This window comes from Vibrio sp. YYF0003 (genome assembly GCF_036350715.1).
Taxonomy (GTDB): Bacteria; Pseudomonadota; Gammaproteobacteria; order Enterobacterales; family Vibrionaceae; genus Vibrio; species Vibrio natriegens.
In genome coordinates this window covers 1,467,916-1,491,396 of sequence record NZ_JAZDWA010000001.1, presented here as the reverse complement: position 1 = coordinate 1,491,396, position 23,481 = coordinate 1,467,916, and the positions used below count along the sequence as shown (strand labels likewise).

22 protein-coding genes, 1 rRNA gene and 1 riboswitch are annotated in these 23,481 nt (G+C 46.6%); of the genes, 13 read left to right on the top strand and 10 right to left on the bottom strand.

Annotated elements, in window-relative coordinates:
* Together V1U08_RS06505 and V1U08_RS06500 are read right to left on the bottom strand one after the other, a co-directional pair.
* Window positions 1–67 (bottom strand): 16S ribosomal RNA (locus tag V1U08_RS06505); the annotation flags it as partial.
* Window positions 68–598: 531 nt separating this feature from the next.
* Window positions 599–1,123, bottom strand: coding sequence for a DUF3087 domain-containing protein (locus V1U08_RS06500; RefSeq protein ID WP_020335119.1), 525 nt, complete (start codon window positions 1,121–1,123; stop codon window positions 599–601).
* A gap of 148 nt (window positions 1,124–1,271) precedes the next feature.
* Here V1U08_RS06500 and trmY point away from each other — a divergent pair, with 148 nt between their 5' ends.
* A complete protein-coding gene (gene trmY / locus V1U08_RS06495) occupies window positions 1,272–1,871 on the top strand; it encodes a tRNA (pseudouridine(54)-N(1))-methyltransferase TrmY (protein WP_330470217.1) in 600 nt (199 codons plus the stop codon).
* 96 nt (window positions 1,872–1,967) lie between these two features.
* Here the strand turns inward: trmY and V1U08_RS06490 are convergent, their stop codons facing one another.
* Window positions 1,968–3,311, bottom strand: a complete 1,344-nt coding sequence (locus tag V1U08_RS06490; RefSeq protein WP_118120768.1) for a TldD/PmbA family protein — start codon at window positions 3,309–3,311, stop codon at window positions 1,968–1,970.
* Window positions 3,311–4,696, bottom strand: coding sequence for a TldD/PmbA family protein (locus V1U08_RS06485; protein ID WP_014233509.1), 1,386 nt, complete (start codon window positions 4,694–4,696; stop codon window positions 3,311–3,313). The genes V1U08_RS06490 and V1U08_RS06485 overlap by 1 nt, the downstream gene beginning before the upstream one ends.
* Window positions 4,697–4,991: 295 nt before the next feature.
* Window positions 4,992–5,099: riboswitch (TPP riboswitch) on the top strand.
* Window positions 5,100–5,197: 98 nt separating this feature from the next.
* Between V1U08_RS06485 and thiD the strand changes: the two genes are divergently transcribed.
* The 8 genes from thiD to V1U08_RS06445 all read left to right on the top strand — a co-directional run bounded on the left by thiD (window position 5,198) and on the right by V1U08_RS06445 (window position 11,620).
* A complete protein-coding gene (gene thiD / locus V1U08_RS06480; RefSeq protein WP_239950671.1) occupies window positions 5,198–6,055 on the top strand; it encodes a bifunctional hydroxymethylpyrimidine kinase/phosphomethylpyrimidine kinase in 858 nt (285 codons plus the stop codon).
* Window positions 6,045–6,803, top strand: a complete 759-nt coding sequence (locus V1U08_RS06475) for an ABC transporter ATP-binding protein (RefSeq protein WP_239950674.1) — start codon at window positions 6,045–6,047, stop codon at window positions 6,801–6,803. Before thiD ends, V1U08_RS06475 begins: the two co-directional genes overlap by 11 nt.
* Complete coding sequence (locus V1U08_RS06470) at window positions 6,796–7,596, top strand: ABC transporter permease (RefSeq protein ID WP_239950676.1); 801 nt, start codon at window positions 6,796–6,798, stop codon at window positions 7,594–7,596. The genes V1U08_RS06475 and V1U08_RS06470 overlap by 8 nt, the downstream gene beginning before the upstream one ends.
* A 38-nt stretch (window positions 7,597–7,634) precedes the next feature.
* The gene (locus V1U08_RS06465) at window positions 7,635–8,585 is read left to right on the top strand and encodes an ABC transporter substrate-binding protein (RefSeq protein WP_020335111.1); all 951 of its coding nucleotides are present in this window, start codon (window positions 7,635–7,637) and stop codon (window positions 8,583–8,585) included.
* An 18-nt stretch (window positions 8,586–8,603) separates the two neighbouring features.
* Window positions 8,604–9,272 (top strand): thiaminase II, encoded by a 669-nt coding sequence (gene tenA / locus V1U08_RS06460; protein WP_014233504.1) that lies wholly within the window; start codon window positions 8,604–8,606, stop codon window positions 9,270–9,272.
* A gap of 12 nt (window positions 9,273–9,284) precedes the next feature.
* The gene (thiM, locus tag V1U08_RS06455) at window positions 9,285–10,082 is read left to right on the top strand and encodes a hydroxyethylthiazole kinase (protein ID WP_330470216.1); all 798 of its coding nucleotides are present in this window, start codon (window positions 9,285–9,287) and stop codon (window positions 10,080–10,082) included.
* A 59-nt stretch (window positions 10,083–10,141) separates the two neighbouring features.
* Window positions 10,142–10,756: a thiamine phosphate synthase gene (gene thiE / locus V1U08_RS06450; RefSeq protein ID WP_330470215.1), complete on the top strand. Its 615-nt coding sequence runs from the start codon at window positions 10,142–10,144 to the stop codon at window positions 10,754–10,756.
* A gap of 138 nt (window positions 10,757–10,894) precedes the next feature.
* Window positions 10,895–11,620, top strand: coding sequence for a phosphatase PAP2 family protein (locus V1U08_RS06445; protein WP_330470214.1), 726 nt, complete (start codon window positions 10,895–10,897; stop codon window positions 11,618–11,620).
* Window positions 11,621–11,690: 70 nt separating this feature from the next.
* Here the strand turns inward: V1U08_RS06445 and V1U08_RS06440 are convergent, their stop codons facing one another.
* A complete protein-coding gene (locus V1U08_RS06440; protein ID WP_330470213.1) occupies window positions 11,691–14,138 on the bottom strand; it encodes a molybdopterin guanine dinucleotide-containing S/N-oxide reductase in 2,448 nt (815 codons plus the stop codon).
* Window positions 14,139–14,160: 22 nt separating this feature from the next.
* Window positions 14,161–15,255, bottom strand: a complete 1,095-nt coding sequence (locus tag V1U08_RS06435; RefSeq protein WP_024372614.1) for a NapC/NirT family cytochrome c — start codon at window positions 15,253–15,255, stop codon at window positions 14,161–14,163.
* Window positions 15,256–15,524: 269 nt separating this feature from the next.
* Here V1U08_RS06435 and V1U08_RS06430 point away from each other — a divergent pair, with 269 nt between their 5' ends.
* Both V1U08_RS06430 and V1U08_RS06425 read left to right on the top strand, forming a co-directional pair.
* Complete coding sequence (locus tag V1U08_RS06430; RefSeq protein WP_330470212.1) at window positions 15,525–16,040, top strand: GNAT family N-acetyltransferase; 516 nt, start codon at window positions 15,525–15,527, stop codon at window positions 16,038–16,040.
* A 35-nt stretch (window positions 16,041–16,075) separates the two neighbouring features.
* A complete protein-coding gene (locus V1U08_RS06425; RefSeq protein WP_268668576.1) occupies window positions 16,076–16,546 on the top strand; it encodes an HAD family hydrolase in 471 nt (156 codons plus the stop codon).
* A 76-nt stretch (window positions 16,547–16,622) separates the two neighbouring features.
* Here the strand turns inward: V1U08_RS06425 and V1U08_RS06420 are convergent, their stop codons facing one another.
* The 3 genes from V1U08_RS06420 to V1U08_RS06410 form a co-directional block, all read right to left on the bottom strand.
* Complete coding sequence (locus V1U08_RS06420) at window positions 16,623–17,753, bottom strand: glycerate kinase (RefSeq protein WP_330470211.1); 1,131 nt, start codon at window positions 17,751–17,753, stop codon at window positions 16,623–16,625.
* 16 nt (window positions 17,754–17,769) lie between these two features.
* Window positions 17,770–19,119: a GntP family permease gene (locus V1U08_RS06415; RefSeq protein WP_065300651.1), complete on the bottom strand. Its 1,350-nt coding sequence runs from the start codon at window positions 19,117–19,119 to the stop codon at window positions 17,770–17,772.
* Between the two features lie 162 nt (window positions 19,120–19,281).
* Window positions 19,282–20,424 carry a sugar diacid recognition domain-containing protein gene (locus V1U08_RS06410; protein WP_330470210.1) on the bottom strand — a complete coding sequence of 381 codons (1,143 nt, stop codon included), beginning with the start codon at window positions 20,422–20,424 and terminating at the stop codon, window positions 19,282–19,284.
* Window positions 20,425–20,662: 238 nt separating this feature from the next.
* On the opposite strand from V1U08_RS06410, the gene V1U08_RS06405 reads away from it, so the two are divergent.
* Window positions 20,663–20,836, top strand: coding sequence for a hypothetical protein (locus V1U08_RS06405; RefSeq protein ID WP_014233493.1), 174 nt, complete (start codon window positions 20,663–20,665; stop codon window positions 20,834–20,836).
* A 69-nt stretch (window positions 20,837–20,905) separates the two neighbouring features.
* Here V1U08_RS06405 and V1U08_RS06400 read toward each other — a convergent pair whose 3' ends face one another.
* The gene (locus V1U08_RS06400) at window positions 20,906–21,268 is read right to left on the bottom strand and encodes a hypothetical protein (protein ID WP_330470209.1); all 363 of its coding nucleotides are present in this window, start codon (window positions 21,266–21,268) and stop codon (window positions 20,906–20,908) included.
* Between the two features lie 310 nt (window positions 21,269–21,578).
* Here V1U08_RS06400 and V1U08_RS06395 point away from each other — a divergent pair, with 310 nt between their 5' ends.
* Entirely contained in the window at window positions 21,579–23,426 is a 1,848-nt protein-coding gene (locus V1U08_RS06395) for a M3 family metallopeptidase (protein ID WP_243977419.1), read from the top strand.
* Window positions 23,427–23,481: the final 55 nt, after the last annotated feature.

Here is a 23,481-nt window from a genome sequence, read left to right as displayed (position 1 = left end):
GCTCGACTTGCATGTGTTAGGCCTGCCGCCAGCGTTCAATCTGAGCCATGATCAAACTCTTCAATTTAAGATTTTGTCGGCTCAATGAATACTGAACATTACATAACGTAATGTTTGAATTGACTGTGCTCTTATTGGTTTTCACTTTTGAAAAAGTAAAACAAAACAGCTCAAGGCTGCTTCCCAATTCGAATGGTCACTTCGTATCATTGAAACCTAATTTGAAACCGCTCTTTATTAAGAGAAATTTCTAATTGGATTATCATCAACGAGTGCCCACACAGATTGATAGGTCTATATTGTTAAAGAGCTTGCTTTTCGAGAAACTTTTCTCTCAAAGCGGAGGCGTATTCTAATGAACTAATTCTTGGTGTCAAACACTTTTTAAATTAATTTTTAGAAGCTTTTAATTCGCCTTGTTGCCAACTGCTTTTGCGTTTCCGCTTTGCCCTGACAACGGAGGCGCATTATAGGGAGATGATTTTTCTTGGCAACCCTTTTTGAAGAAAAAATTCAAAAAAAAGCGCTGAGTGATGAAATCTCACTCAAACGCTTATTTTTAGTACTCATTTGTTAATACCAGGTAGCAAATAGGCAATCAGAATGTATCCAACCAAGACTCTTCAAAGCTTGTAATATCAAGTGAAAGCGATTTGCTCACTTCGATCTCTTCTATGGTTTCTAATTCTTTAGTTACGCTACTCATGGTGAGCGTGTTGTTGTCTAACTCGAATACTTGTCTTTGCGTGGTGTAGTAGAACTTGAGAATGGTCAGCGCTTTCAAATCATCCGTACTTGCAGCAGCTTTGATATTTTTTAGCTTACGGTAAATCTTGTTGTGTATTTGCTTAAGCTTCCAAACGTACAGAACTTCTCGCATGTAAGGGTGAGTTTTAAATTGGTTTAGCAAAGAGAGGGACGTCGCGAGAGACAGAAGTACGCCAATCAAATTCCAATGAAAGTTACCTGTAGATTGTTCCGGTTGAATGTTGGTATTGCCAAAAAGACTAATGAGTAGCGTACTGAAGGCTAATGAAGAGACAGCAAGCAATACAACAAAGCCGCCAATCACCAGGTTTACTTTCTTTTTATAGACTTCTTTATTGATTTTTTTAATTTCCATATACCACTCCTAAAGGGTTACCCCTATTGTAGCGGCGAGAATCGGCACCACAATCGTAGCTTTGTAAGTAAGTTCATAATTCTCGCATCAAAGCGTCGTCTGGGTATATACTCCGCGCATTCACTCTTCATATATAGAGGCTAAATTCATGCGCTCTTTTGTTTTACGAGCTCGTGCTGCACCAACCACCAGCAAAGCACTACGCGAAGGTGTCGGTCAGGAAGCACACACTGAGATCCTTGCTCACACTATGATGAACACTATGTTTGTTGCACAGTCACATCGTGAAGACGTAGTTGTGTACCTGGTTCTTGAGAGCACCAAAGATTACTCCCGCACGATTACGATTCGATCTAATGATATTACTAATATTGGTGGATTCCACGAGTCGACGTTGATCGCTGCTGTAGCTCGCGCTTTGGATGCATCGGTTGGTATGGGCAAAGAGCAGCTGCGTGACGTTGAGCCAGGTATTACGGTTCGTACCATTAGTTTCGAGCGTTTGGTTCAAGAACTTGCTGAGGACCATCAGCTATATATGCTGGATAAGAAAGGCGATTTCGTTCGTGATGCAGAAATTGGGGCAAACCCTTGTTTCTTGCTAACTGATCACATTCCAATGCCGAAGAAGTCATTCAACAGTTTGAAACGCCTTGGGACAGAAAAGATCAGCCTTGGTCCTAAGATGTTGTTTGCTTCTCAGTGTGTAGTACTGATTCACAATGAATTGGACATTCGCGAATTCTAGTTCTTCGCTTACGAATAGTGTCACTGACAGATGGTTAAAGAACGAAAGAGGACTCCATGGAGTCCTCTTTTTGTTTCTCAATTTCTGGTGGTGGCCTTATTTACCACCAATGCTCAAACGTGCAAAACGCACATCTGGTGCAAAGAAAGTTCGGCTGTCATTGATTAGCTGAGTATCTCCAACCGCGTCCACTTCTTGCAGCATTTTGTAGAAGTTACCCGCAACAGTAATACCACGCACTGGCTGAACTCGTTGACCATCTCGGCATAAGAACCCGCTAGCACCAAACGAGAAATCACCGCTGACAGCATCGGCACCAGAATGAACACCCTGCAGTTCTACTAGTTCAAGGTACTCACCCGCTTTAACTTCCGCAACACTGCTCTTGCCCGTAGCAATCACTTTGTGGTTAGCAGCAACATCTAGGCTTGATTTCGCTCCTCGAGCAGCACTCGCGGTTGAAACGGCACCTAAGTAGCTTGCAGTGTGACTGTTGTGCAATAACGTATTGAGCTGACCATTCTCAATTAACACGTTGTCCTGCGTTGCAAAGCCTTCACTATCGAAACCACAAATCGCCATACCATTTGCCATGTATGCGGTGTCAGTCAGGGTGATCAATTCACTTGCAACGCTTTGACCAAGCTTGTTACCCAATGGTGTAATCCCTTTCACTGCGCTTACACCAGAGAAAGCACTGCCGAATGCACCAAACAAACTGCTTAGTGCATCGATATGGAAGATAGCTGGATAGTTGCCAGTTTTAACCGGACCGCCATCAAGCAAGTCACGGGCTAAGTTGTAACCCTCTTCAATACAGAAAGCCGAGTTCAACTCGTCGAAACGACGCCCTACCGACATCTTACCCGCCATCGACTGCTTACCGTCTTTTTCAAAAAGCGTGTAGGCGTAACAGTTGAAAGAGCGCTCGAAGTGCTGACACAGAGTACCTTGCGTATTAGCAATGATCAGTTGAGTTTCACCATCGCTATAGCCGTTGTATGGCGAGCTTGAAGCATGAGGTAAGCTGACCACACCTTGCTCAAGCGCAAGAGAAAGCTCGATTTTTTCATCAACAGACGTGGTGTCTTCCTGCGCAATTTCCGCAACATCCGTCGTGATCTGGCTGTCTACACAGCTGATCGTTTGATGTTCATCTTGCTTGGAGAAGCGAGCACTCTGCAACGCATTAGTCAGCATCAAATCTAGGCTTGGCTGTTCTAATGACTCAGAATAACTGGTCGCTACTCGTGCGTCTTTTACCACTCGAACACCGAGTACCTGGCTCGAGCTTACTTTGTATTCATCCAGCTTGCCTTGGTTCGCTTTCAAAGAGAAGCTGCTGTTGCGGTTAACAATCACATCCGCTTCTGCGCCTTGGCGTTTAGCTTCTGACAGGACGTAATCAACGGCATTAAGAAGTTGTTGTTCTTGGCTCATTAGTTACCACCTCCTACCAGAATATTGTCGACTTTCAGCGAAGGCTGACCGACGGTTGTTGGTACAGCGCCACTCACAGAACCACACATACCCGGAGCAAGCGCCATGTCCTTGCCAACCATGCTGATTTCTTTCAGAACTTTAGGGCCAGTACTGATCAGCGTTGCCGCTTTGAGTGGTTTAGTGATTTTGCCGTTTTCGATCAGATAAGCTTCACGTACTGCAAAGTTGAACTCGCCCGTACCTGGCTGAACAGAGCCGCCGCCCATTTTCTTGGCGTAAATACCACGCTCAACACCTGCCAGCATATCGTCCAGTGAATGCTCACCTTCTTCAATAAAGGTATTACGCATACGAGAAGTTGGAGCGAACTTGTAGTTTTGGCGACGACCTGAACCGGTTGGCTCATAACCCGTTTTCATGCCGCCCATTTTGTCGACCATAAAACTGGTTAACTTACCGTCTTTGATAAGTTGAGTGCGCTGAGTAGGCAACCCTTCGTCATCGACATGAATTGAGCCCCACTCGTTGGTCATGGTGCCATCATCGACTGCGTTCACGGCCGTGTGAGCAATCATTTCGCCCATCTTGTCATGGAATACGGATGCTTTCTTCGCGACCGATGTTGTTTCAAGCAAGTGACCACAGGCTTCGTGGAAGATAACACCACCAAAACCATTGCCGATAACCACTGGCATTTCACCTGATGGACAGGCATCCGCTCCAAGCTTAACCAAAGCTTGCTGAGCGATAGTCTGACCCAGTTCCTTGGCATCTAACTGCTCACTGAACTCCCAGCCAGCCAGTGCACCAGGACCTTCCATGCCAGAAGATTGCTCATTGCCTTTTTGAGCAACGGTGTTACCTGCGACGCGAATGTAATGACGCGTATCATCAACGTGTAAACCTTCCGAGTTGAAGATAGATACCTGCTGCTCTCGCTGTAGCACACTACCAATAAACTGGCTGATGTATTCACTTTCCGCTCGTGCCGCTTGGTCAACTTTTAAAAGGAACGCGATTTTAGAATCCAGATTGGCGTCTTTGCTCAGTGGCAAACGACAACCGTGCTGAACTGGGTAGCGATTCAAATTAAGAGAACCCGCAGATGCGATTTGCTCACGTTTGTCTTTCGCAGCCAGCAACGAGGTGACGCGTTTGAGTTCTGCTTCGTCTGTGCTGTTGGTGTACCCATAAAGCACTTTGTGACCGAAGAAGAGGCGAATACCGATACCAAAATCAATACCGGAATTGACCTTATCCACCTCACCAGATGCGATCTGGACGGTGTTAGTTTGATGATGTTCAACGAATAGCTCAGCGAAATCAGCTCCTAGAAATAGAGCATGATCGATCACTGACTTCGCTGTTACAGAATTAAGCATGAAGTCTCCTTGCTTGATGATCGTCTTAGCCTTCCTAAATAACTTACTGTTAATTCAGTAAAGTTAAATTGGCAACACGTTAAATTTTAACAGTTTATTAACCTTGTTTTGTGCTAATCCTTGCTAAGTGAGACCACGATTGTTTATTAAATATTCCAGTTTCTGCACATAAACCAGAGAGTTGCACTGGTCAATTCCGCGCTACAAAACATATAAAGGCTACTCTATCACTCACAACACACAAATGAACACTTAAAAAACGTATCCCTCAAGTAAGTGTCCTGCTATCATCAAAACGAAATAGTCGGGGGGCCACGTATTACGCGTTGGCTGAGATCGAAATTCGAGACCCGTTGAACCTGATTCAGTTAGCACTGACGTAGGGAACTATGAGCACTTTGCCTTTCGCCTAATTTACTAGGCACGCTGCAGCGGATACGAAAATCGATCTGCCTACCGTGGTCAAAGTCAGTTCCTATACGTCTTGTAATAGGAGCGACCATGACGCAGCAATCACAGCCTAATCCCCACAAGACGCCATCTGCAGCAACCCCAATCGTTTTGACGATCGCTGGATCAGATAGCGGTGGCGGCGCTGGTATTCAGGCAGACATTAAAGCCATGTCTGCAACGGGCAGTTTTGCATGCTCTGTCATTACTGCAATTACCTCGCAAAATACTCAAGGCGTCTCAGCCATTTTTCCTATTCCACTTGAGCACGTTGAAAGCCAACTCGATGCGGTATTCACTGACCTTAATATCGTGGCCGTTAAAGTCGGCATGCTGGCCGATGCCAACATCATCAAAGTGGTGGCTAACAAAATTAAACAATACCAACCGAAACATCTGGTCATTGACCCGGTAATGGTCGCCACCAGCGGTGATTTATTGCTGGAACACTCTGCGATAAGCACGTTAAAAGAAGAACTCATCCCTCTCGCAGACATCATCACCCCTAATCTTCCTGAAGGCGCAGCGTTAACCGGAAAAGCAGCACCGCAATCCGAAGCTGAAATGAATGAGATGATTGCGGATCTCCGTGAACTCGGCGCAAAAGCAGTCTTGTTGAAAGGCGGTCACTTGGAGAAAGGTGAAAACAGTAGCGACCTACTGATCATGCAAGACTCTTCAGAGCTCATTAGCGCGAAGCGCTTCCCAACCAAGAATACACACGGTACGGGATGTACGCTTTCTTCTGCTATTGCGTCTTACCTTGGACAAGGCAATAACCTACACAAAGCCGTGCACTTAGGTAAACAGTACATCTCTCAAGCGATTGCCCATGCCGATGAGCTGGAAGTCGGTAAAGGTCACGGTCCGGTCCACCACTTCTTCGCAGGCCACACGTATGTGCGCTAACGCGATTGGTATTCAGTTTAGTCACGCTAGTCTGCAATACAACGACAGCCAGGCACCCACGCTGGCAGGAGTGAACATGACCATTCCTGCAGGTAAGTGGACGGTTTTACTGGGGCGAAGCGGCTGCGGTAAAACCACCATTTTGCGCTATCTCGCTGGCTTACTTGATGAACAGGTGAAATGGCAAGGTGAACTGACGACCACTGACGGAATAGCTTTGCACGAGCGTATCGCTTACATGGCTCAACAGGATTTGTTACTGCCTTGGCTCAACGTGCTGGACAACGTTTGTTTGAGTTCTCGCTTTTCTCACGCCAACTCAAATTCCGCAGGTGAGAAACAGCGAGCGATTCAATTGCTCGAACAAGTTGGATTAGCTGACTACGCCTACGCTAAGCCAACGCAACTTTCCGGAGGTATGCGCCAGCGTGTTGCTCTTGCTCGTACACTGATGCAGGACAAACCTGTGGTCTTGATGGACGAGCCTTTCTCTGCACTCGATGCCGTTACTCGTCATAAGCTGCAAACCTTATCGGCCACGCTGCTCAAAGGAAAAACGGTCGTGCTGATTACTCACGATCCGCAAGAAGCCGTTCGTCTTGCCAATCAGTTGTATGTACTGCAAGGCACACCTGCACAAGCTAAACATCTGCTGGTGCCAGATACGATGCCTCCTCGCGTGCTTGATGGCGAATGTGCCTCCTTGCAACAAGCGATCTTGGATCAGTTGGAGAAAGATTATGAGTGATATGACTCAATACAACTCCGTCTCAGAACGTATCAGCAAAAAAGAACGAGTCACCCATCCAGCTCTGCGCTTGGTGATCAGCACTGCGGTCATTTTAAGCCTGTGGCAACTGATTGTCGTGGCGTTCAATATGCCCAGCTTCATTTTGCCTGCGCCTGTTGATGTGCTGAATAGATTGATCTCCCGCTATGACGTGTTGCTCGCACACACCTGGGTCACGGCACAGGAAATCCTGCTTGGTCTTGGACTCGGTTTGTCGATGGGTTTGCTGTTTGCGCTGCAAATGTTGCTGTTCGAACCACTAAAACGCTGGCTGCTACCGATTCTGATTGCTAGCCAGGCGATTCCGGTATTTGCCATTGCACCTGTTCTGATGCTTTGGCTTGGCTACGGCATCGCATCAAAAGTCGTGATGGCAGCGATCATCATCTTTTTCCCTGTTACGACTTGTTGTTACGACGGTTTACGCAATACCCCAACCGGATACCTGGATTTGGCGAAAACGATGGGCGCTTCTAAATGGCAACTGCTGCGTCACATTCAATTGCCCGCGGCACTGCCAACATTGGCTTCAGGCATTCGTGTCGCAGTCGTTATCGCCCCAATTGGAGCGGTCGTCGGTGAGTGGGTCGGTTCAAGTGAAGGCTTGGGTTATCTCATGTTACAAGCCAACGCACGCATGATCATCGACGAAATGTTTGCCGCACTGTTTATCCTCGCCGTGCTGTCCATCGCACTCTACTTCATCACTGACAAATTATTGAAAAAAGCCATCCCTTGGGAAAGCAAATAGATAAAACAAATAGAGATCACCTAAAAGGAAGATTACCCGTGAATAAAAACAAACTTATTAGCGCTGCAGCTCTGCTTGCTTCAATTGTTTCAACTAACGCACTGGCGGCCGAAAAAGAGCTGACTTTGATGTTGGATTGGTTCGTGAATCCGAACCACGGCCCTATCGTTATTGCGAAAGAGCGTGGTTACTTTAAAGAGCAAGGCTTGAAGATCAACATTCAAGAACCTGCCGACCCAAGCACGCCACCTAAACTGGTTGCCGCAGGCAAAGTGGATATGGCGATTTCATACCAACCAAGTCTGACGATTGATGTTGCCGCAGGCCTGCCACTTATCCGCTCTGCTACGTTAATCGCAACACCACTGAATACCATGATGGTGCTGGACAACGGTAAAAACGACAGCCTCGCCGATCTAAAAGGCAAGAAGATCGGTATTGCTATCGCGGGGAATGAAGAAGCAACCATCGGCACAATGTTGGCACAAGAGAATGTGAAGTTTTCTGACGTACAAATCATCAACGTTGGCTGGGCGCTATCTTCCTCTCTGGCTTCAGGTAAAGTGGATGCGATTTGGGGTGGACTACGTAACTTCGAAACTAACCAGCTTGCGTTAGAGGGTTACCAAGCTAAAGCCTTCTTCCCGGAAGAACACGGCGTGCCAGCATATGACGAACTTGTGTTTGTCGCGAATGCAAATACATACGACAAAGAGGCCATCAAAGCCTTCAACAAAGCGCTTGAGCAAGCCACTACTTACATCGTGAACCATCCAAAACAATCTTGGAAAGAGTTTGTTGCTTACTCCCCAGACACGCTGAACAATGAACTGAACCAACGCGCCTGGAATGACACTTTGACTCGTTTCGCGCTTCGCCCATCCGCAGTTGATCTAAAACGCTACGACGATTACGCCGAGTTCATGTACTCACAAAAAATCATCGAAACGCTACCAAAAGCAAAAGATTACGTGCCTAGCTTTGACTAACTCTGAGGTTATCCCATTATGAAATACCAAGATTTGATCGACGCTTGCCGTCAAGACTGGCAGGAATACACCGAGCACCTTTTCGTTCAGCAACTGGCGAACGGTACGCTTGCTCAACCTTGTTTTCTGCATTATTTGAAACAGGACTTTTTATTTCTCAAGCAATACGCGCGCGCTTACGCATTAGCGATTTATAAAGCACGAACTTTGTATGACATGCGTCGCGCACTGCCAAGCGTTCATGCGTTGTTGGATTCAGAAATCGCTCACCATGTTACTTACTGTGGTCAATGGGGCTTGACTGAATCCGATCTGGAAAACGAACCGGAAGATTTCGGCACCGTAGCCTACACACGCTATGTGTTAGATGCAGGTATGACGGGGGATTTGGTTGACCTGTATGCGGCATTAGCGCCTTGCTCTATCGGCTACGCGGTTATTGGCAAAATGTTGATGGAAGATGAAAACACCATCATTGAAGGTAACCCGTACGCTAGCTGGATCACCCTCTATGGCGGTGAAGAATTCCAGTCAGGTGTTGCGGAGGGCGCAGCGCACTTTAACGAGCTATTGGCTGAAATCGATATCAATAGCCAGCGCGGCCAGAACCTGATTCAGGTATTCAAAACGGCAACGCGTATGGAAGTCGCTTTCTGGCAACAAGGCTTAAATGCTCAGCAAGATTAATTGGAGACGCCCATGTTAATTGAAAATATCACTCAAGCATTAACCGCTGTACGTCAACAAAAGCCGTTGGTTGTGAATATCACTAACTACGTTGTAATGAACAACACGGCGAACGCTCTGCTGGCAATTGGTGCCTCTCCAATCATGGCGCACTCCAAACAAGAGATGGCAGAAATGATGTCATTTGCTGGCGCGCTGGTGATCAACATTGGCACGCTCGACAGCGAGTGGACACCTCGTATGATCTTTGCGGTAGAGCAAGCCAATGCTAATGGTAAAGTTGTCGTCCTCGATCCTGTAGGCTGCGGCGCAAGCACACTGCGAACAGAAACATCTCGTCAGATAGCGCGTCTTGCAGACAAACTTATCATTCGTGGTAACGCTTCAGAAATCATTGCTCTGGCTGGCGAACAATCTCAGAGCAAAGGTGTCGATTCTCTGGATAGCAGCGATGCAGCATTAGGCGCTGCGCAGTTCCTCGTTGCAGAGTATGGCGCAAACGTGGTGATTTCTGGCGAGACGGATTACGTCGTGACGAAATCGCAGACCGTAACACTCGGCAATGGCCACGAAATGATGCCATACGTAACGGGAATGGGTTGTACGCTTTCCGCACTCACTGGTGCGTTTGCCGCTGTAGGCGATGAAACAGGTTTGGCGGCAGCTGCCGTACTTGGCGTAGCGGGTGAAATCGCCGCCGAACAAGCGCGCGGTCCGGGCAGCTTACAATTAACCTTGCTTGACGAGTTGTATCAGCTTGATGAACAAACACTGGCAAAACGACTCAAGCTTACCGTCATTCAAGACTAGTAACTTAACATCAATGCCTCCGGCTCATAACGAAGAGTTGGAGGCATAAAGGAAACAAAATGAACGCCTATCGTTTGTATTTGGTCACCGATGACCAACAAGATCTTGCCACGCTCAAGCATGTGGTCAGTAAAGCAGTGGAAGGTGGCGTGACCATGGTGCAAGTTCGTGAGAAACATGGTGACGTACGTGCTTTCATCGAACGGGCTCAAGCGGTAAAAGATATCCTCAAAAATACTAACGTACCTTTGATAATCAATGACCGAGTTGATGTTGCACTTGCAGTCGATGCTGACGGCGTGCACCTCGGTCAATCGGACATGCCTGCTCATATCGCACGCGAACTGATTGGTCCAAATAAAATCCTCGGTTTATCCATTGAGGATGAGCAACAACTCGCGGAAGTCGACGCCCTACCAATCGATTACATAGGCTTAAGTGCCATCTATGCGACACCGACAAAAACCAACACCCAAAAACACTGGGGTATAGATGGTTTAAAAATGGCACTCAATACCACATCTCTGCCGATCGTCGCGATTGGCGGGATTAACGAATCCACTATCCCAGCGCTAAGCGCAACAGGTGTACACGGTTTGGCTCTGGTATCGGCTATCTGTCATGCCGACGACCCTAAACTGGCTTGCGAGTACTTACTTAGCCTAATGGCCTGATATACCAAGAACAAATGAGGTAATGAGTTTCTTCAAACCAATTTCACTCTACTTTTGCGATTTGACACATCTTTGATAAGTTTTTCACGCCCAGTGGCGTAAGATAACTGTCTATATTCCCGGTTGTAAAAGTTCTTAATGAAAACAAAAAAATACGGATTGATGATGCTCGCCTTGTTTGTTCTTGGCATCATCCCATTGTCACTCTCCTCTTCATATCAGAATCTCTCCTCTCCAGTATCGGACGGACTCGGTATCACCTTCACTTTATTAACAGACTCCGCTGGCAGTAAGGGGTTTCTTATCACTCTTATCTTGTTGATTCTGTCTCTCTATCGATTTAAACCCAGCTATAAAGAGTGGATGCAGAAGCTGTCTATGCTTGGCTTACTGTTAGTGATTGGTTTTGTCTGTAAAGCAGGCTTAAAACTGATGACAGAAAGCCCACGCCCATATACCGAACTTCTGGTTGCCGAACAGCTTATAGACACACCAGAGTCTTTTTATCAGCTAACAACAGAACAACAATCGAGCGCGATTGAACACGTCTCAAACCAAGTCAGCGATTGGAGAACCCGCCATTGGCAAGGAGAAAAAGACTACTCTTTTCCTTCTGGACACACGATTTTCGTCGCAATTTGTCTGGCCTTCTTTGGTGGCTTAATGCTGCAACAGCAATGTTACTTCTCCGCTTTTGCTCTTTGGTTTTGGGGAATCAGTGTCGCGTACAGCCGTTTGTGGTTAGGCATGCATCGCCCTGAAGATTTGATAGGTTCAGTGGTATTTGTCGCCTTGATATTTACACTTCTGCCGACATTTCAGGTCACTAAAAAGATGCCGTTTGTTGCTTTGGCGCCGCGCTAATACGAACGAATTTTAGATAAAAAAGAAGCCAGCGAATTGCTGGCTTCTTGCTTTCAAATGCTACTTGTTGCTACCCATTTTTAGGTGGTTCAAACGCGGTGAGTTCTAACTCTGGACCGGTATATTTTTCGATACGGACCAGTGCCGAGTTTGCCGCGCAGCCATTGCCGAGTCTGGAGGTCGGAATATCCAGTGTCAGCACATTACAGCCACCGTTCTTACAAATCCCGGTATTTGGATCCAGATCTGGCCAGCCACCTTCGTGAATACATACCGAACCTTGCTTGATGCGATCCGTCACTTCTGCGCCGACTAACACCTGACCTCGGCCATTAAAAGCACGCACAAGATCACCCGTTTTAATCCCGCGAGGCTTCGCATCATCCGGGTGAATCCAAATCGGTTCACGGTTCGCAATCGCGTACTCTTCGCGGATTTTCGCATAGTTAAACTGGCTGTGAAGACGATGGGCTGCGTGTGCTGTCATGAGCTGCAACTCACCATCTTGCGCATTACCCGTATATTCTGTTGGTTCGAACCAAGCAGGGTGCGGCAAACAATCTTCTAGCTGATAACCTTCAATTGTCTTCGAGTAGATTTCAATTTTGCCACTAGGCGTACCAAGAGGGTTCAAAACAGGATCTTCACGGAAGTCAGCATAGCGGACAAACTGAGCGTTTTTCTCGTTCCATTTCATCTCGATCAGCTGGTTATCTTCCCAGAATTTACTGAAGTTCGGCATTGCTACGCGAGAACCACGACCACCTTGTTGCGCCACTTTGTAAAACCCGTACAGCCATTCCATTTCCGTTTTGCCTTCGGTGTAAACATCACGCCCACCCGGAGCGATCATCTCCGCCATATCAGCAAAAACATCGAAGTCGTTACGCGCTTCTCCCTGAGGCTCAACCACCTGCTTCATTGGAACCAAGTGCTGGTTACTGTAGTCACCCGTCATGGTCATATCGTTACGTTCAAACGACGTGGTGATTGGCAGAACGATATCGGCATGCTTCGCAGCAGCTGTCCAGTAAGGTTCTGAAATCACGATCAGTTCAGGTTTTTGCCATGCTCTGATAAGACGATTGGTATCTTGGTGATGAGTAAAGTTCGCGCCACCAGCCCACCAAATCATTTTGATATCAGGGAACGTCAGCTCGTGACCATTGTGATGATAAGCTTTGCCTGGGTTTTCCAGAGCTTCCACAATTCGCGCCACAGGGAAACTTTGTACAGCCCCCGACACCGCCCAGTCATTACCCGCAGATGAACCGCCACCTAACGATGCTGAAATTGCAGGAAGTACACCCGCATCTCGGGCAGGGTTGCCACCATTAGAGTAGTGGTACGAGAGACCGAAACCACCGCCCGGCAAGCCAATCTGACCCAGCATAGAGGCCAGCGTAACCAGCATCCAGTGACGTTGCTCACCGTACTGTTGACGCTGCATGCCCCAGCCAGACATTAACATGGTGCGGTTTTTACTGAAGATATCTGCCAACAGCTCTAGTTGCTTAACAGGCACACCACAGATACTTGACGCCCATTCGGCAGATTTCTCTACCCCGTCTTCTTCGCCAAATAAGTACGCTTCGAATTTATCGTAACCCGTGGAGTACTTCTCGAGGAAAGCTTTGTCATGCTTACCTTGTTTGACTAAAGTGTGCGCAATACCCATCATCATCGCTACGTCAGTCATTGGATGCGGCGCAATCCACTCGGCATTATCACCAAAGAATTCGATGGTTTCAGAACGAATCGGGTCAATCGCAATCACCGTCTTGCCCGATTTTTTCAGTTGATGGAAAAACTCAAGACCCGCGCAATCAGTTGAGCTCCACGCAATCTTTAGGGTGTTGATTGGGTTTAAACCCCAAAGTACCACCACGTCACTGTGCTCAAGAACAACAGGGTAAGTGGTTTGTTGCTCATAGACTTCAATCGAACCGACAACGTGCGGCATGATGATCTGAGCGGCCCCCGTAGAGTAATCGCCTAGGTGACCAGAATAACCGCCCGCCATACTCATGTAGCGTTGCAGCAGGGTCTGCGCTTTGTGCAGCACGCCGCTAGAACGCCAACCATACGAGCCGGCGAAAACAGAAGCTGGACCATAGGTTTTACGAATACGCATGTGTTGCTCATGAATCAGCTTGTAAGCCTCATCCCAGGAAACGCGTTCAAATTCATCACTGCCTCGAAGGCCTTCGGGTGAGGATGGGTTTGCCAGGTAGCCTTTTCGCACCATTGGGTATTTAACTCGAGCCTTAGTATGCACTTGGTCTGGCCCAGTGCTTTGCAGGCTGTTTGGTACCGTCTGAGGCAGCGCATTCGTTGTAGAAATCAGTTTGCCATCTTTCACTTCACACAGCATCGGGCCCATGCGGCCAGCCGTTAAGATGCCTTTACCACGCGCATCCGAAGAGGCAACGGACAACGGTGAAAATGAAGTGAATGCCATCGCACCGGCCGCCATACCAGAGCCTTTTAGAAATCCGCGGCGGGTCATATTAGTCATAATCTTTTCCTTCTATTTATCGTTAGTGACCAACCACATCTTTCGCGTGGTGCTGGAAGAACTTCGTCAGAATTTCTAGGTTTTCGGCGGTAATATCCGTGCGATCACCCATACTCTTCGCGACTGGTCCCCATGCGTTCACCGTGAAGTGATTTGAAGGAATCTTCGCATGACAAGTTGCACAGTAAACATTGTCCAACTCTTCTGCGTATGACCATACTGGCTCTAGCGTATCTACGACTGGAGAATCAATCGTGCCAGTTAGAGAAACAGAGCGCCATTCGTTACCGTATACATCAGCAGCAAACTCGCCACCTTCAAGCGCTTGCTGACCTTGCTCTGTCAGTGTGGCGACAATTGCACGTTGACCTTCACCCATGTAGAGCACTTGTTCAGCCCCTTTCATTTGGTAAGCGTTCAGTTTAACCGTGCGAGCATCACCTTCCGTACTGACAACGTCTAACTTCGTTGTTGGATTAATAGTACCCAACTCACCCATATCGATAGCTGTGACTGGGTAAACCACTTCTGCTCCCGGAGAAGTTTGAGTAGTAAAGCTCATGAGTGTTTCAAACGCTTTACTGTCGAGTTCGGCCTCTGGTGCGAAGTGAGCCACACCTTTGTGACAATCAATACAGGTCTGATTGTTTGCAATTCCGTACTCGTGCATTTTTACAGCATCACGTGATTGCTCAAACGGTTCCATCGCATCAAAGTCGTGACACGAACGACAGGTTGCAGAATCATTTTCGCGGAACTGCTCCCAAACCATTTCAGCCAATTCTTTCCGGTGCGCTTCGTATTTTTCAGGCGTATCTATTTTGCCTGTGATGAACTCGTGGTAAATATCCTTCGATGCACGAATTTTCGTAATCAAATAGTCGACAGGTTCATGAGGGATGTGACAGTCAGAACATTCTGCGCGAATGCCTTTTGCGTTACTAAAGTGAACAGACCCTTGATACTCTTTATAAGGTGTTTCCATGGTATGACACGAGACACAAAACTCCGTAGATGAAGTGTAATGCATCACCGCAGCCGATCCCCCGAGGGTTAGCCAACCAACCCCTATCCCAACCGCTAATAACAAAATAATAGTTCGTTTTTTCATTGTAATAACTCGCAACACTTGCTCACAAATTGTAATTGTAGGTTGTAAACTAATACTTTGTGGGTAGGTGGCACATGATCCACGTCATACGCTACTGATTTCTGTATCTCAAGAATGAAATATCGCCACATTGATCCCATAAATAAAGTTTCAGCATTAATAATTTGAATAATTCGTCACTCGCAAAATAAATGCCTTTTATAGATGCAACCAATTGAACAATGTATAAAAAAGGTGAGAAACTGTCTGTTGAGCCTCATGCAGATAGGAAGCGTATGTCCATTCACTTATCCACTCCCAGAACAATAATGACACCTATCGGGGAAAACGACTGGGCACTATTTCATCGTCTTCATACTGAAAGGGATATCATCTCTCTCTGTTTCGATGCACCCAACGAGGAACAGTTAAGAGAAAAGTTCGCATCGCGCTTATCAACCTGGACACCGAAGAGCAAACACTGGCTTTGCTTGGTGATAAAAGATTCCTTAACCGAACAACCGATAGGTATCACCGGGTTTGTTGTTCATAACGGAGCTGCAGAAGTCGGCTATTTGCTTCTGCCAGAGTTTCATGGCAAGCAATTAGGTACCGAAACTCTCGAAACCGTAATAAGCTGGGCACATACGCAACATCAGATCAATGTATTTTCTGCCACGGTGACTGAGGGGAATATCGCCTCTGAACGTGTGTTGGAAAAATGCGGCTTTGTCTTAGTGAAAGTCATCCCAGAGGCTTATGAAATAGGTGGTATTCGTTTCGCAGACAAAATCTACGCTCTGGAAATATAAGAACGTTAATAGAGTGAAAGAGGGAAAATTCAAACATGATTTATCTATTCGATTGGGGCAACACATTAATGGTCGACTTCCCTCACGCAAAGGGGAAAATGTGTGACTGGAACACTGTCGAAGCGATCCCTCAGGCCAAAGAGGTTTTGGCTGCGCTCTCGCAAAATCATCAGATTTACATCGCAACCAGTGCGTCAGATTCAGTAACGGAAGATGTCCAGCGGGCGTTCCAGCGAGTTGATTTAGACCAGTACATCAACGGTTATTTTTGCTTTGCCAATGTCGGCATTAAAAAGAATCGTGCCGAATTTTACCAAGCGGTGGCGAAAATCCTGGGTGTTAAAGAAAAAGAGTTGACCATGATTGGTGACATACCAAACAAAGATATCTACCCAGCGATCGAAGCGGGATTAAATGCTATATGGTTTAACGCTGCTGGTGACTCCGCTCCGGGTCAACCCATTGAGCAGCAAATCCGCTGTTTGTCAGAGCTGGTTTCAGACTAAGTACCATCGTTCACCATATCAACAAAAAACTCCACATGACGTGGAGTTTTATCTTTTTGTCTCAGACAGATCTAAATCATTTCTTTGTCCATAACCGTGCGACGTTCTCGGCCAAATTAGCCACGTTAGTTTCCGCTTCTGTCATCGCATCCGCTAAACTCATGGCTCTTGGCACACAAGGAAATACCGCATCAATACCGCATTGATAAACGGCTTGATAGTTGTCGCCCACACAGCCAGCCAACGCTATTACTGGTAGGTTAAATTGCTTCGCCACTTTCGCGACCCCCATCGGAGTTTTCCCGTGAGCCGTTTGATGGTCAATTCTTCCTTCTCCGGTAAAAACAATATCAGCATCGGCAACATGATCCGCGAGTTTGACCGTCTCTAATACAATTTCAATGCCCGGTTGTAAACGAGCAGGTGTGTAACCTAGCAGTGCAGCCCCCATGCCACCCGCAGCACCTGCACCTTCTCGGGTGAGTACATGCTTACCTGTGACTTGTTCTGTCAACTCACCAAATTTACGCAATGCATTATCCAGCACAGAGATATCAGTGGTTGTCGCTCCTTTCTGAGGCCCAAAAGTTGCCGAAGCACCTTTTTCACCACAAAGAGGGTTATCCACGTCACATGCTACGAGTATTTCACATTGTGCTAAACGGACGTCGAGGCCTGACGTATCGATGGAAGCGAGATTAATTAAGCCACCACCGTTTGTGGCAATTGCCTTCCCCGATTCATCAAGAAATTTAACACCCAACGCAGCCAACATACCGACACCACCGTCATTGGTTGCACTCCCGCCCAAACCAATGATTAAACGTTGCATACCACGATCTAAAGCATGTTTAATCAACTGACCAGTACCAAAACTGCTGGTCAGTTTAGGATCACGATCTTCCGCAGGAACAAGATGCAAGCCACTGGCTTCTGCCATCTCAATCACGGCAGTTTCACCATCACCGAGAATGCCGTAAAACGCCTGAACCTCTTTATTTAAAGGGTCAAAAACAGTAGTGAATACTTGCTGACCTTGAGTTGCATCAATCAAGGACTGGACAGTACCTTCGCCACCATCGGCAACGGGGACCGTAACAAACTCAGCATTATGCCAAACACGAGCAAGACCTGCCTTTATCGCTTCGCTAACTTGCTTGGCGGTTAAGCTTTCTTTAAATGAATCAGGTGCAATTACCACTTTCATATCTATTTCCTGAGACTTATAAGAGAACGAGACTCAAAATGTATACCAACGCCATTGCAGTAACACCTTGAATTAGAGTTGCCATGGTTTGCGCTCGATACGCCAAACCGACTGACATTCGGCTAAACTGAGAAACAACCCAGAAGAAACTATCGTTTGCATGTGAAACCGTCATCGCACCCGCACCAATTGCCATTACAGTCAGCACGCGCCCCATTTCTGAATCCAAACCAAGCTGCGTAAGCATTGGCGCTACCAAAGCAGAGGTAGTCACCAAAGCAACGGTTGAAGAACCTTGCGCTGACTTTAAAGCTGCGGCAACAATAAACGGCATAAAGATACCAACACCTAACGCTGATAATGTCGTACCAAGGTAATCACCAAGCGGCGTCGCTTTTAGCACTGCTCCAAATGCACCACCAGCACCAGTAATCAATAGAATAGGCGCTGCCGCCGTGATGCCTTGGCTAATGCGCTCACCAAACTCTTCAATCTTACGGTCTGATTTTAATAGGCGAACTGAAAGGAACAAGCCAATGACCAATGCCGTCAAAGGTTGGCCTAGGAAAGTCAGTACATCAAACAGCATACCCTCACCTAACGGCAAGCTTGGGAATTTTGCAATGGAGCCAAAACAGATCAGTAAGATTGGAACAAAAATTGGAGCAAATGCTTGGCTTGCGGTCGGAAGTTTGCCGTAAGAGGCTTTCAGAGCTTTCCAGTCATGTTGAATTTCTTCTGCTTCAAGGCCATCAGGCTCAACATGTTTGAATCGGTTTGCCCATAACATACCTGCTAACGCTGCGACCGCCGCTACAAAGATACCCACGCCAATAACCAAACCAAGGTTAGATTCCAAACCAAGGTTACCTGCTGCTGCAATAGGGCCCGGAGTTGGCGGTACAAAGGTGTGTGTCGCGTATAAACCTGTTGCTAGTGCCACACTCATCGCCACACTTGACGTTTTGAGTCGCTTGGCCAGTGACTCTTTCAAAGAGTTAAGAATAACGAAGCCAGAATCACAGAATACTGGCACAGAAACGATGTAACCGATAATACTCATCGTGAGGGTTGGAAAACGCTCACCCAGCACTTTAATCACAGTATCCGCCATGGTTATCGCTGCGCCACTTTTTTCCAGGATAACACCGATGATGGTACCTAGGACGATAACTAAACCGATGTATCCAAGGATACCGCCAAAGCCAGAAGCGATGGTTTTAGCGATGCTATCGGCAGGTAAGCCATATGCAAACGCAGCAAGAAACGCCGCGATTATTAAAGCCAGGAAGGGATGTAACTTAAATTTGGTGGTGGTAAGCACGATAAACGCGATCACCCCGAGCAGGATTAATATAAGGTTCATGATAACTCCATTTATTTTTATTGTATCGAGCTGAGTCAAACGACTCGCTCACTCAATATGTAGGGACATTAGAATTATCAATTGATTGCGATCAAATTCCTTTAGGCCGAGTGACAAATGATCGGAATAGAAAATTGGCCGTTATTGGGCCAATGCACAATATTAGGTCATTTTTGAGAGCCGGGTCGCAATATATAGCTCAGCTAAACCCACAAAATCTGTAGTGGATAAACCGGTAATTTCCGTGATCTTATCCAAACGATACCTAAGTGTATTTCTATGAATAAACATAGCATTAGCGCACTCTTTCACGTTCCCGTCGCATTCGAATAATACATCCAGTGTTTTCAGCAGCTGACCAGATTTATCTTTACCCTTCAACTGGTTCACACTATCAATAATTTGTTCACCCTGCCAAATATCCGCCAATGGAGCCAACAACACCGGCAAGCGTAAATCATCAAATAAGTATTTACGTCGCTCTGGGTAAAACTGCTTCCCAACGGCTAATACTTGCTTAGCACTTTGATACGATAACGCCACATCTTTGGGATCGCTAAATACCTGACCAAGAGCAATATGAAAGGTATGTGAGTCATGGTCACTTAAGCGAGACATCAATTTATCAATCCGTTCGCTTTCTATTTGGCTGTTCCACTGTTTGATACTTTGACACGGCTTAAGAACGACAATTTCGTTTACAGAGACAATGGCGACAAGGTTATTTCGTTCTGGATATTCCAACAGCTCAACAATATTTCGCACACTTTTCATGCTTTTCGAGGCTGATGAAGTCGAAACTTCAATTACCGTCGCGACTCTGGGCTGAGTAATATCAATCGACAGTCGCATTGCCCAATCTTTAAGCTCTTCGTCGGTTAAACTGCCCTTGATCCAAGACAGAATAAACTCCTCTCGATGACGCCTATCCCACTGAAACTTTTCGACCAATGCGGCTTGTTCAATGGTGAGCTCAGCTGTCATTTTAACCAAACTCGCAAAATCGCGGATGGTGTCTGGCTCTCCAGTAACACCTACCGTGCCTACCACTTCACCATGAAGTTTGAGCAGCATATTGATACCCGGTTTCACGCCCTGCAAAGTGGAACATTGCTGTTGGGTTAATTCTAAGGATTCCCCGTGACTTATCGCAAGCACCGCCCCGTCATGCACCTGCCCAATTCGCTTGGCATCACCGCTGCCTATAATGATGCCAGATGAGTTCATCACATTAACATTGTGACCAATAATAGACATGGTTCTGTCGACGATCTCCTGTGCGAGCACATGATCCAGAATCACCATAACGTTTCCTTCCTAAACAATGAACAATCCAATAAATCACAAACTGTCCAATATCACCATGACGTTAATACAAATTAGACGAGTAGCTCTTACCAGCGCTTTATTAGACTTATTAAAAATAGGGTTTTATACGTCATTATCACGTCTGGCATATATACTTAAACCAAAGGCACTTCGATGTACTTGGAGCAGCACGTTGAAGTCACTTGGCGAAAAACGGAAGTAAGGGAGAACAACCATGGAATTACACAATAAGGCCGGCGAAGTTGCAAAAATCGCTGACAACCTAACATTGAAAGAAATTACCGAAATGGGCTATACCGTTGACTTATGTGATGAAGCGTTTGACCCAGGTGAGCATTGGAAAGCAGAAGGTAAAACTCAAGGCATGGGGGAATACCCTGAAGAGTAATCACACAGCCGATTGTGGTTTTAACTCCTGCTGAATAACAGACACAAAACCGAGCGGCCTACGCTCGGTTTATTTTGTCACTTCTTCGATAAACATCGTCATCTCTTCGAGATAGTTACCATTGGCGCATCCCCAATCGGTCACCTCAATCAACTCCGTCATTAATTGTCTGGTTTCATCCGATTGCACAAACTGGATAAACGCATTGAATCGGTCACCGTCATCCTGATTGTGTAACGCATGTATTGCGTACTCCTGCAGCAAGTCATTGTAGACCGCCCAGCGCTGATCCTCGGACATATGGCTACTGAGAATAAGTGCACATTTCTCTTGGATACTATTCACGGAATCCTTTTGTGGCGATGTAACCGACAAGCACCCTGTCAACATCAAACCTAGTGTCAGTAACGTTGTAATTGTTTTCTTTGTCATTTTAATTTTTATCGTTGCTGAAAGAGAATGCATAAACTATATATGCAAAAACTATCTGTGTATGGCTTTGATGCTAAATGCCGTGATCAACGACGAGACTGAGGCAAACAATCGCCTACGCTTTAACCAACCAGGTTTAATTTTCAGGCTCGCTTAGAAACAAACCAGCCACTAACCCATTAAAATGTAAACGAATAGTAAAACCACGTTTACGAACAGCAAAAGCAGTAAATAAAGTGCACACTCCTTTCTTGCTCCCAAGCGTGCCATAATCAACCGTCTACATAACGCAACCATTTGAAGGATCAAAATGACCGCAACGCATTACCTCAACGACCTCAATCAGCGCTACCTCGCGATTCACCGCACCAAGGAAGATTTCTTTTGGGAAACTTACATGGGGATCAGCGATGACCATGACGGTTCGACGCAAGCACAAACAGCATGGACAAGCTTTTTGAGCAACGCGGAACAAATTACCGCAATCAAACAACAGCTTGAAGCCGCTGACTCCATTTCTGACCCGCAAGAAAAGCAGCAAACCATCACGGGTTTGTCAGGCTGGCTGGCGATGTTTGAATCACATGCAATCGAAGGTGAAAAAGCGCAAGAATTAAAAAATCAATTGATTGCCTTTGAAGCCGAGCTTTTTGAAAAAAAACAGAACCATGTCCAAACGTTTACCGATGAAAATGGCAAACAAACCGAAGGTTCGCTTCCGGTATTGAGCTCGACCATTCGAACCAATAATCATGAAGAAGTGCGCCAATCTGCGCATCAGGCACTGCTGAACCTTGAGCAATGGTTGCTGGAAAATGGCTTTATTGAGTTGATCAAACTGCGTAATCAATTCGCTCGTTCATTGGGTTATGCAACTTTCTTTGATTACTCAGTACAAAAAACCGAGAAGATGACCTCTGAGCAGCTGTTCGAGATTCTGGAAGATTTCGAACAGCGTACTCGAGATGCGCACCTGAATAGTTTAGAAAACCTGGCGAAAGAGAAAGGTCAAAGTGCGCTGACAGGCCACAACTTTATCTATTCATTCGCAGGTGACGTCATGCGTGACCTAGACCCATACGTACCGTTCTCGAAATCTCTGCGACGCTGGGTAGAGTCGTTTGGCCGTCTGAACATTGATTACTCAGGCGCAACACTGACTCTGGATTTACTGGATCGCAAAGGTAAATACCCGAACGGATTCTGCCACGGCCCTATTCCTTCTTTTTACAACCAAGGTGAATGGGTTGCTGCGCAGGTCAACTTCACCAGTAATGCTAAACCAGACCAAGTAGGCAGCGGCTACGATGGCATTAATACGTTATTCCATGAAGGCGGCCACGCCGCGCACTTTGCCAACGTTAAAATGAATGCTCCTTGTTTTTCACAGGAGTTTGCACCGACGTCCATGGCGTATGCAGAAACACAATCAATGTTCTGTGACAGCCTGCTGACCGATGCAGACTGGCTAAAACAGTACGCACTGGATGATGAAGGTAACCCCGTTCCTGATGAGATCATTCAAGCGATGATCAACAGCCGTCAGCCATTCAAAGCCTACGAAGAACGCAGTATCTTAGTTGTGCCATATTTTGAGCGTGCGCTATATCAACTCAGCGATGAAGAGTTAACGCCAGAGCGCATCACCAAGCTTGCACGTGATTGTGAGAAGCAGATTCTTGGGTTGGAATGCAGCCCTCGCCCACTCATGGCAATTCCGCACCTGCTCTCTGACGAAGCCGCTTGTGCTTATCAAGGTTATCTGCTCGCACATATGGCGGTGTATCAGACCCGAGCTTACTTCCTGGATAAATTTGGCTACCTAACCGACAACCCAGAAATCGGTCCACTACTAGCGCAGCATTACTGGCACGCAGGCAACAATTTGTCGCACAACGAAACGATTGTTAGCCTGACAGGTGAAGGATTCAACGCCAAGTATCTTGCCGACGTATGTAACCTGTCAGCAGAGCAAGCGTGGGAAGTTCAGCAGCAGAAAATCAACTCACTTGCCACGCGTGAACGAGCTCCCGTAGCATCGCTGAACGCGACAATTAAAGTCGTCGACGGCAGTAAGGAACTCGCAAGCAATACCACATCCGACGAGCAAATGTGTGACGATTTTGAACGTTACATCGTAGAAACGTACGGTCGATAGTAAAAAGAGGAGCCAGAATCTGCGTTCTGGCTCTTTGCTACTGACACATGGTTAC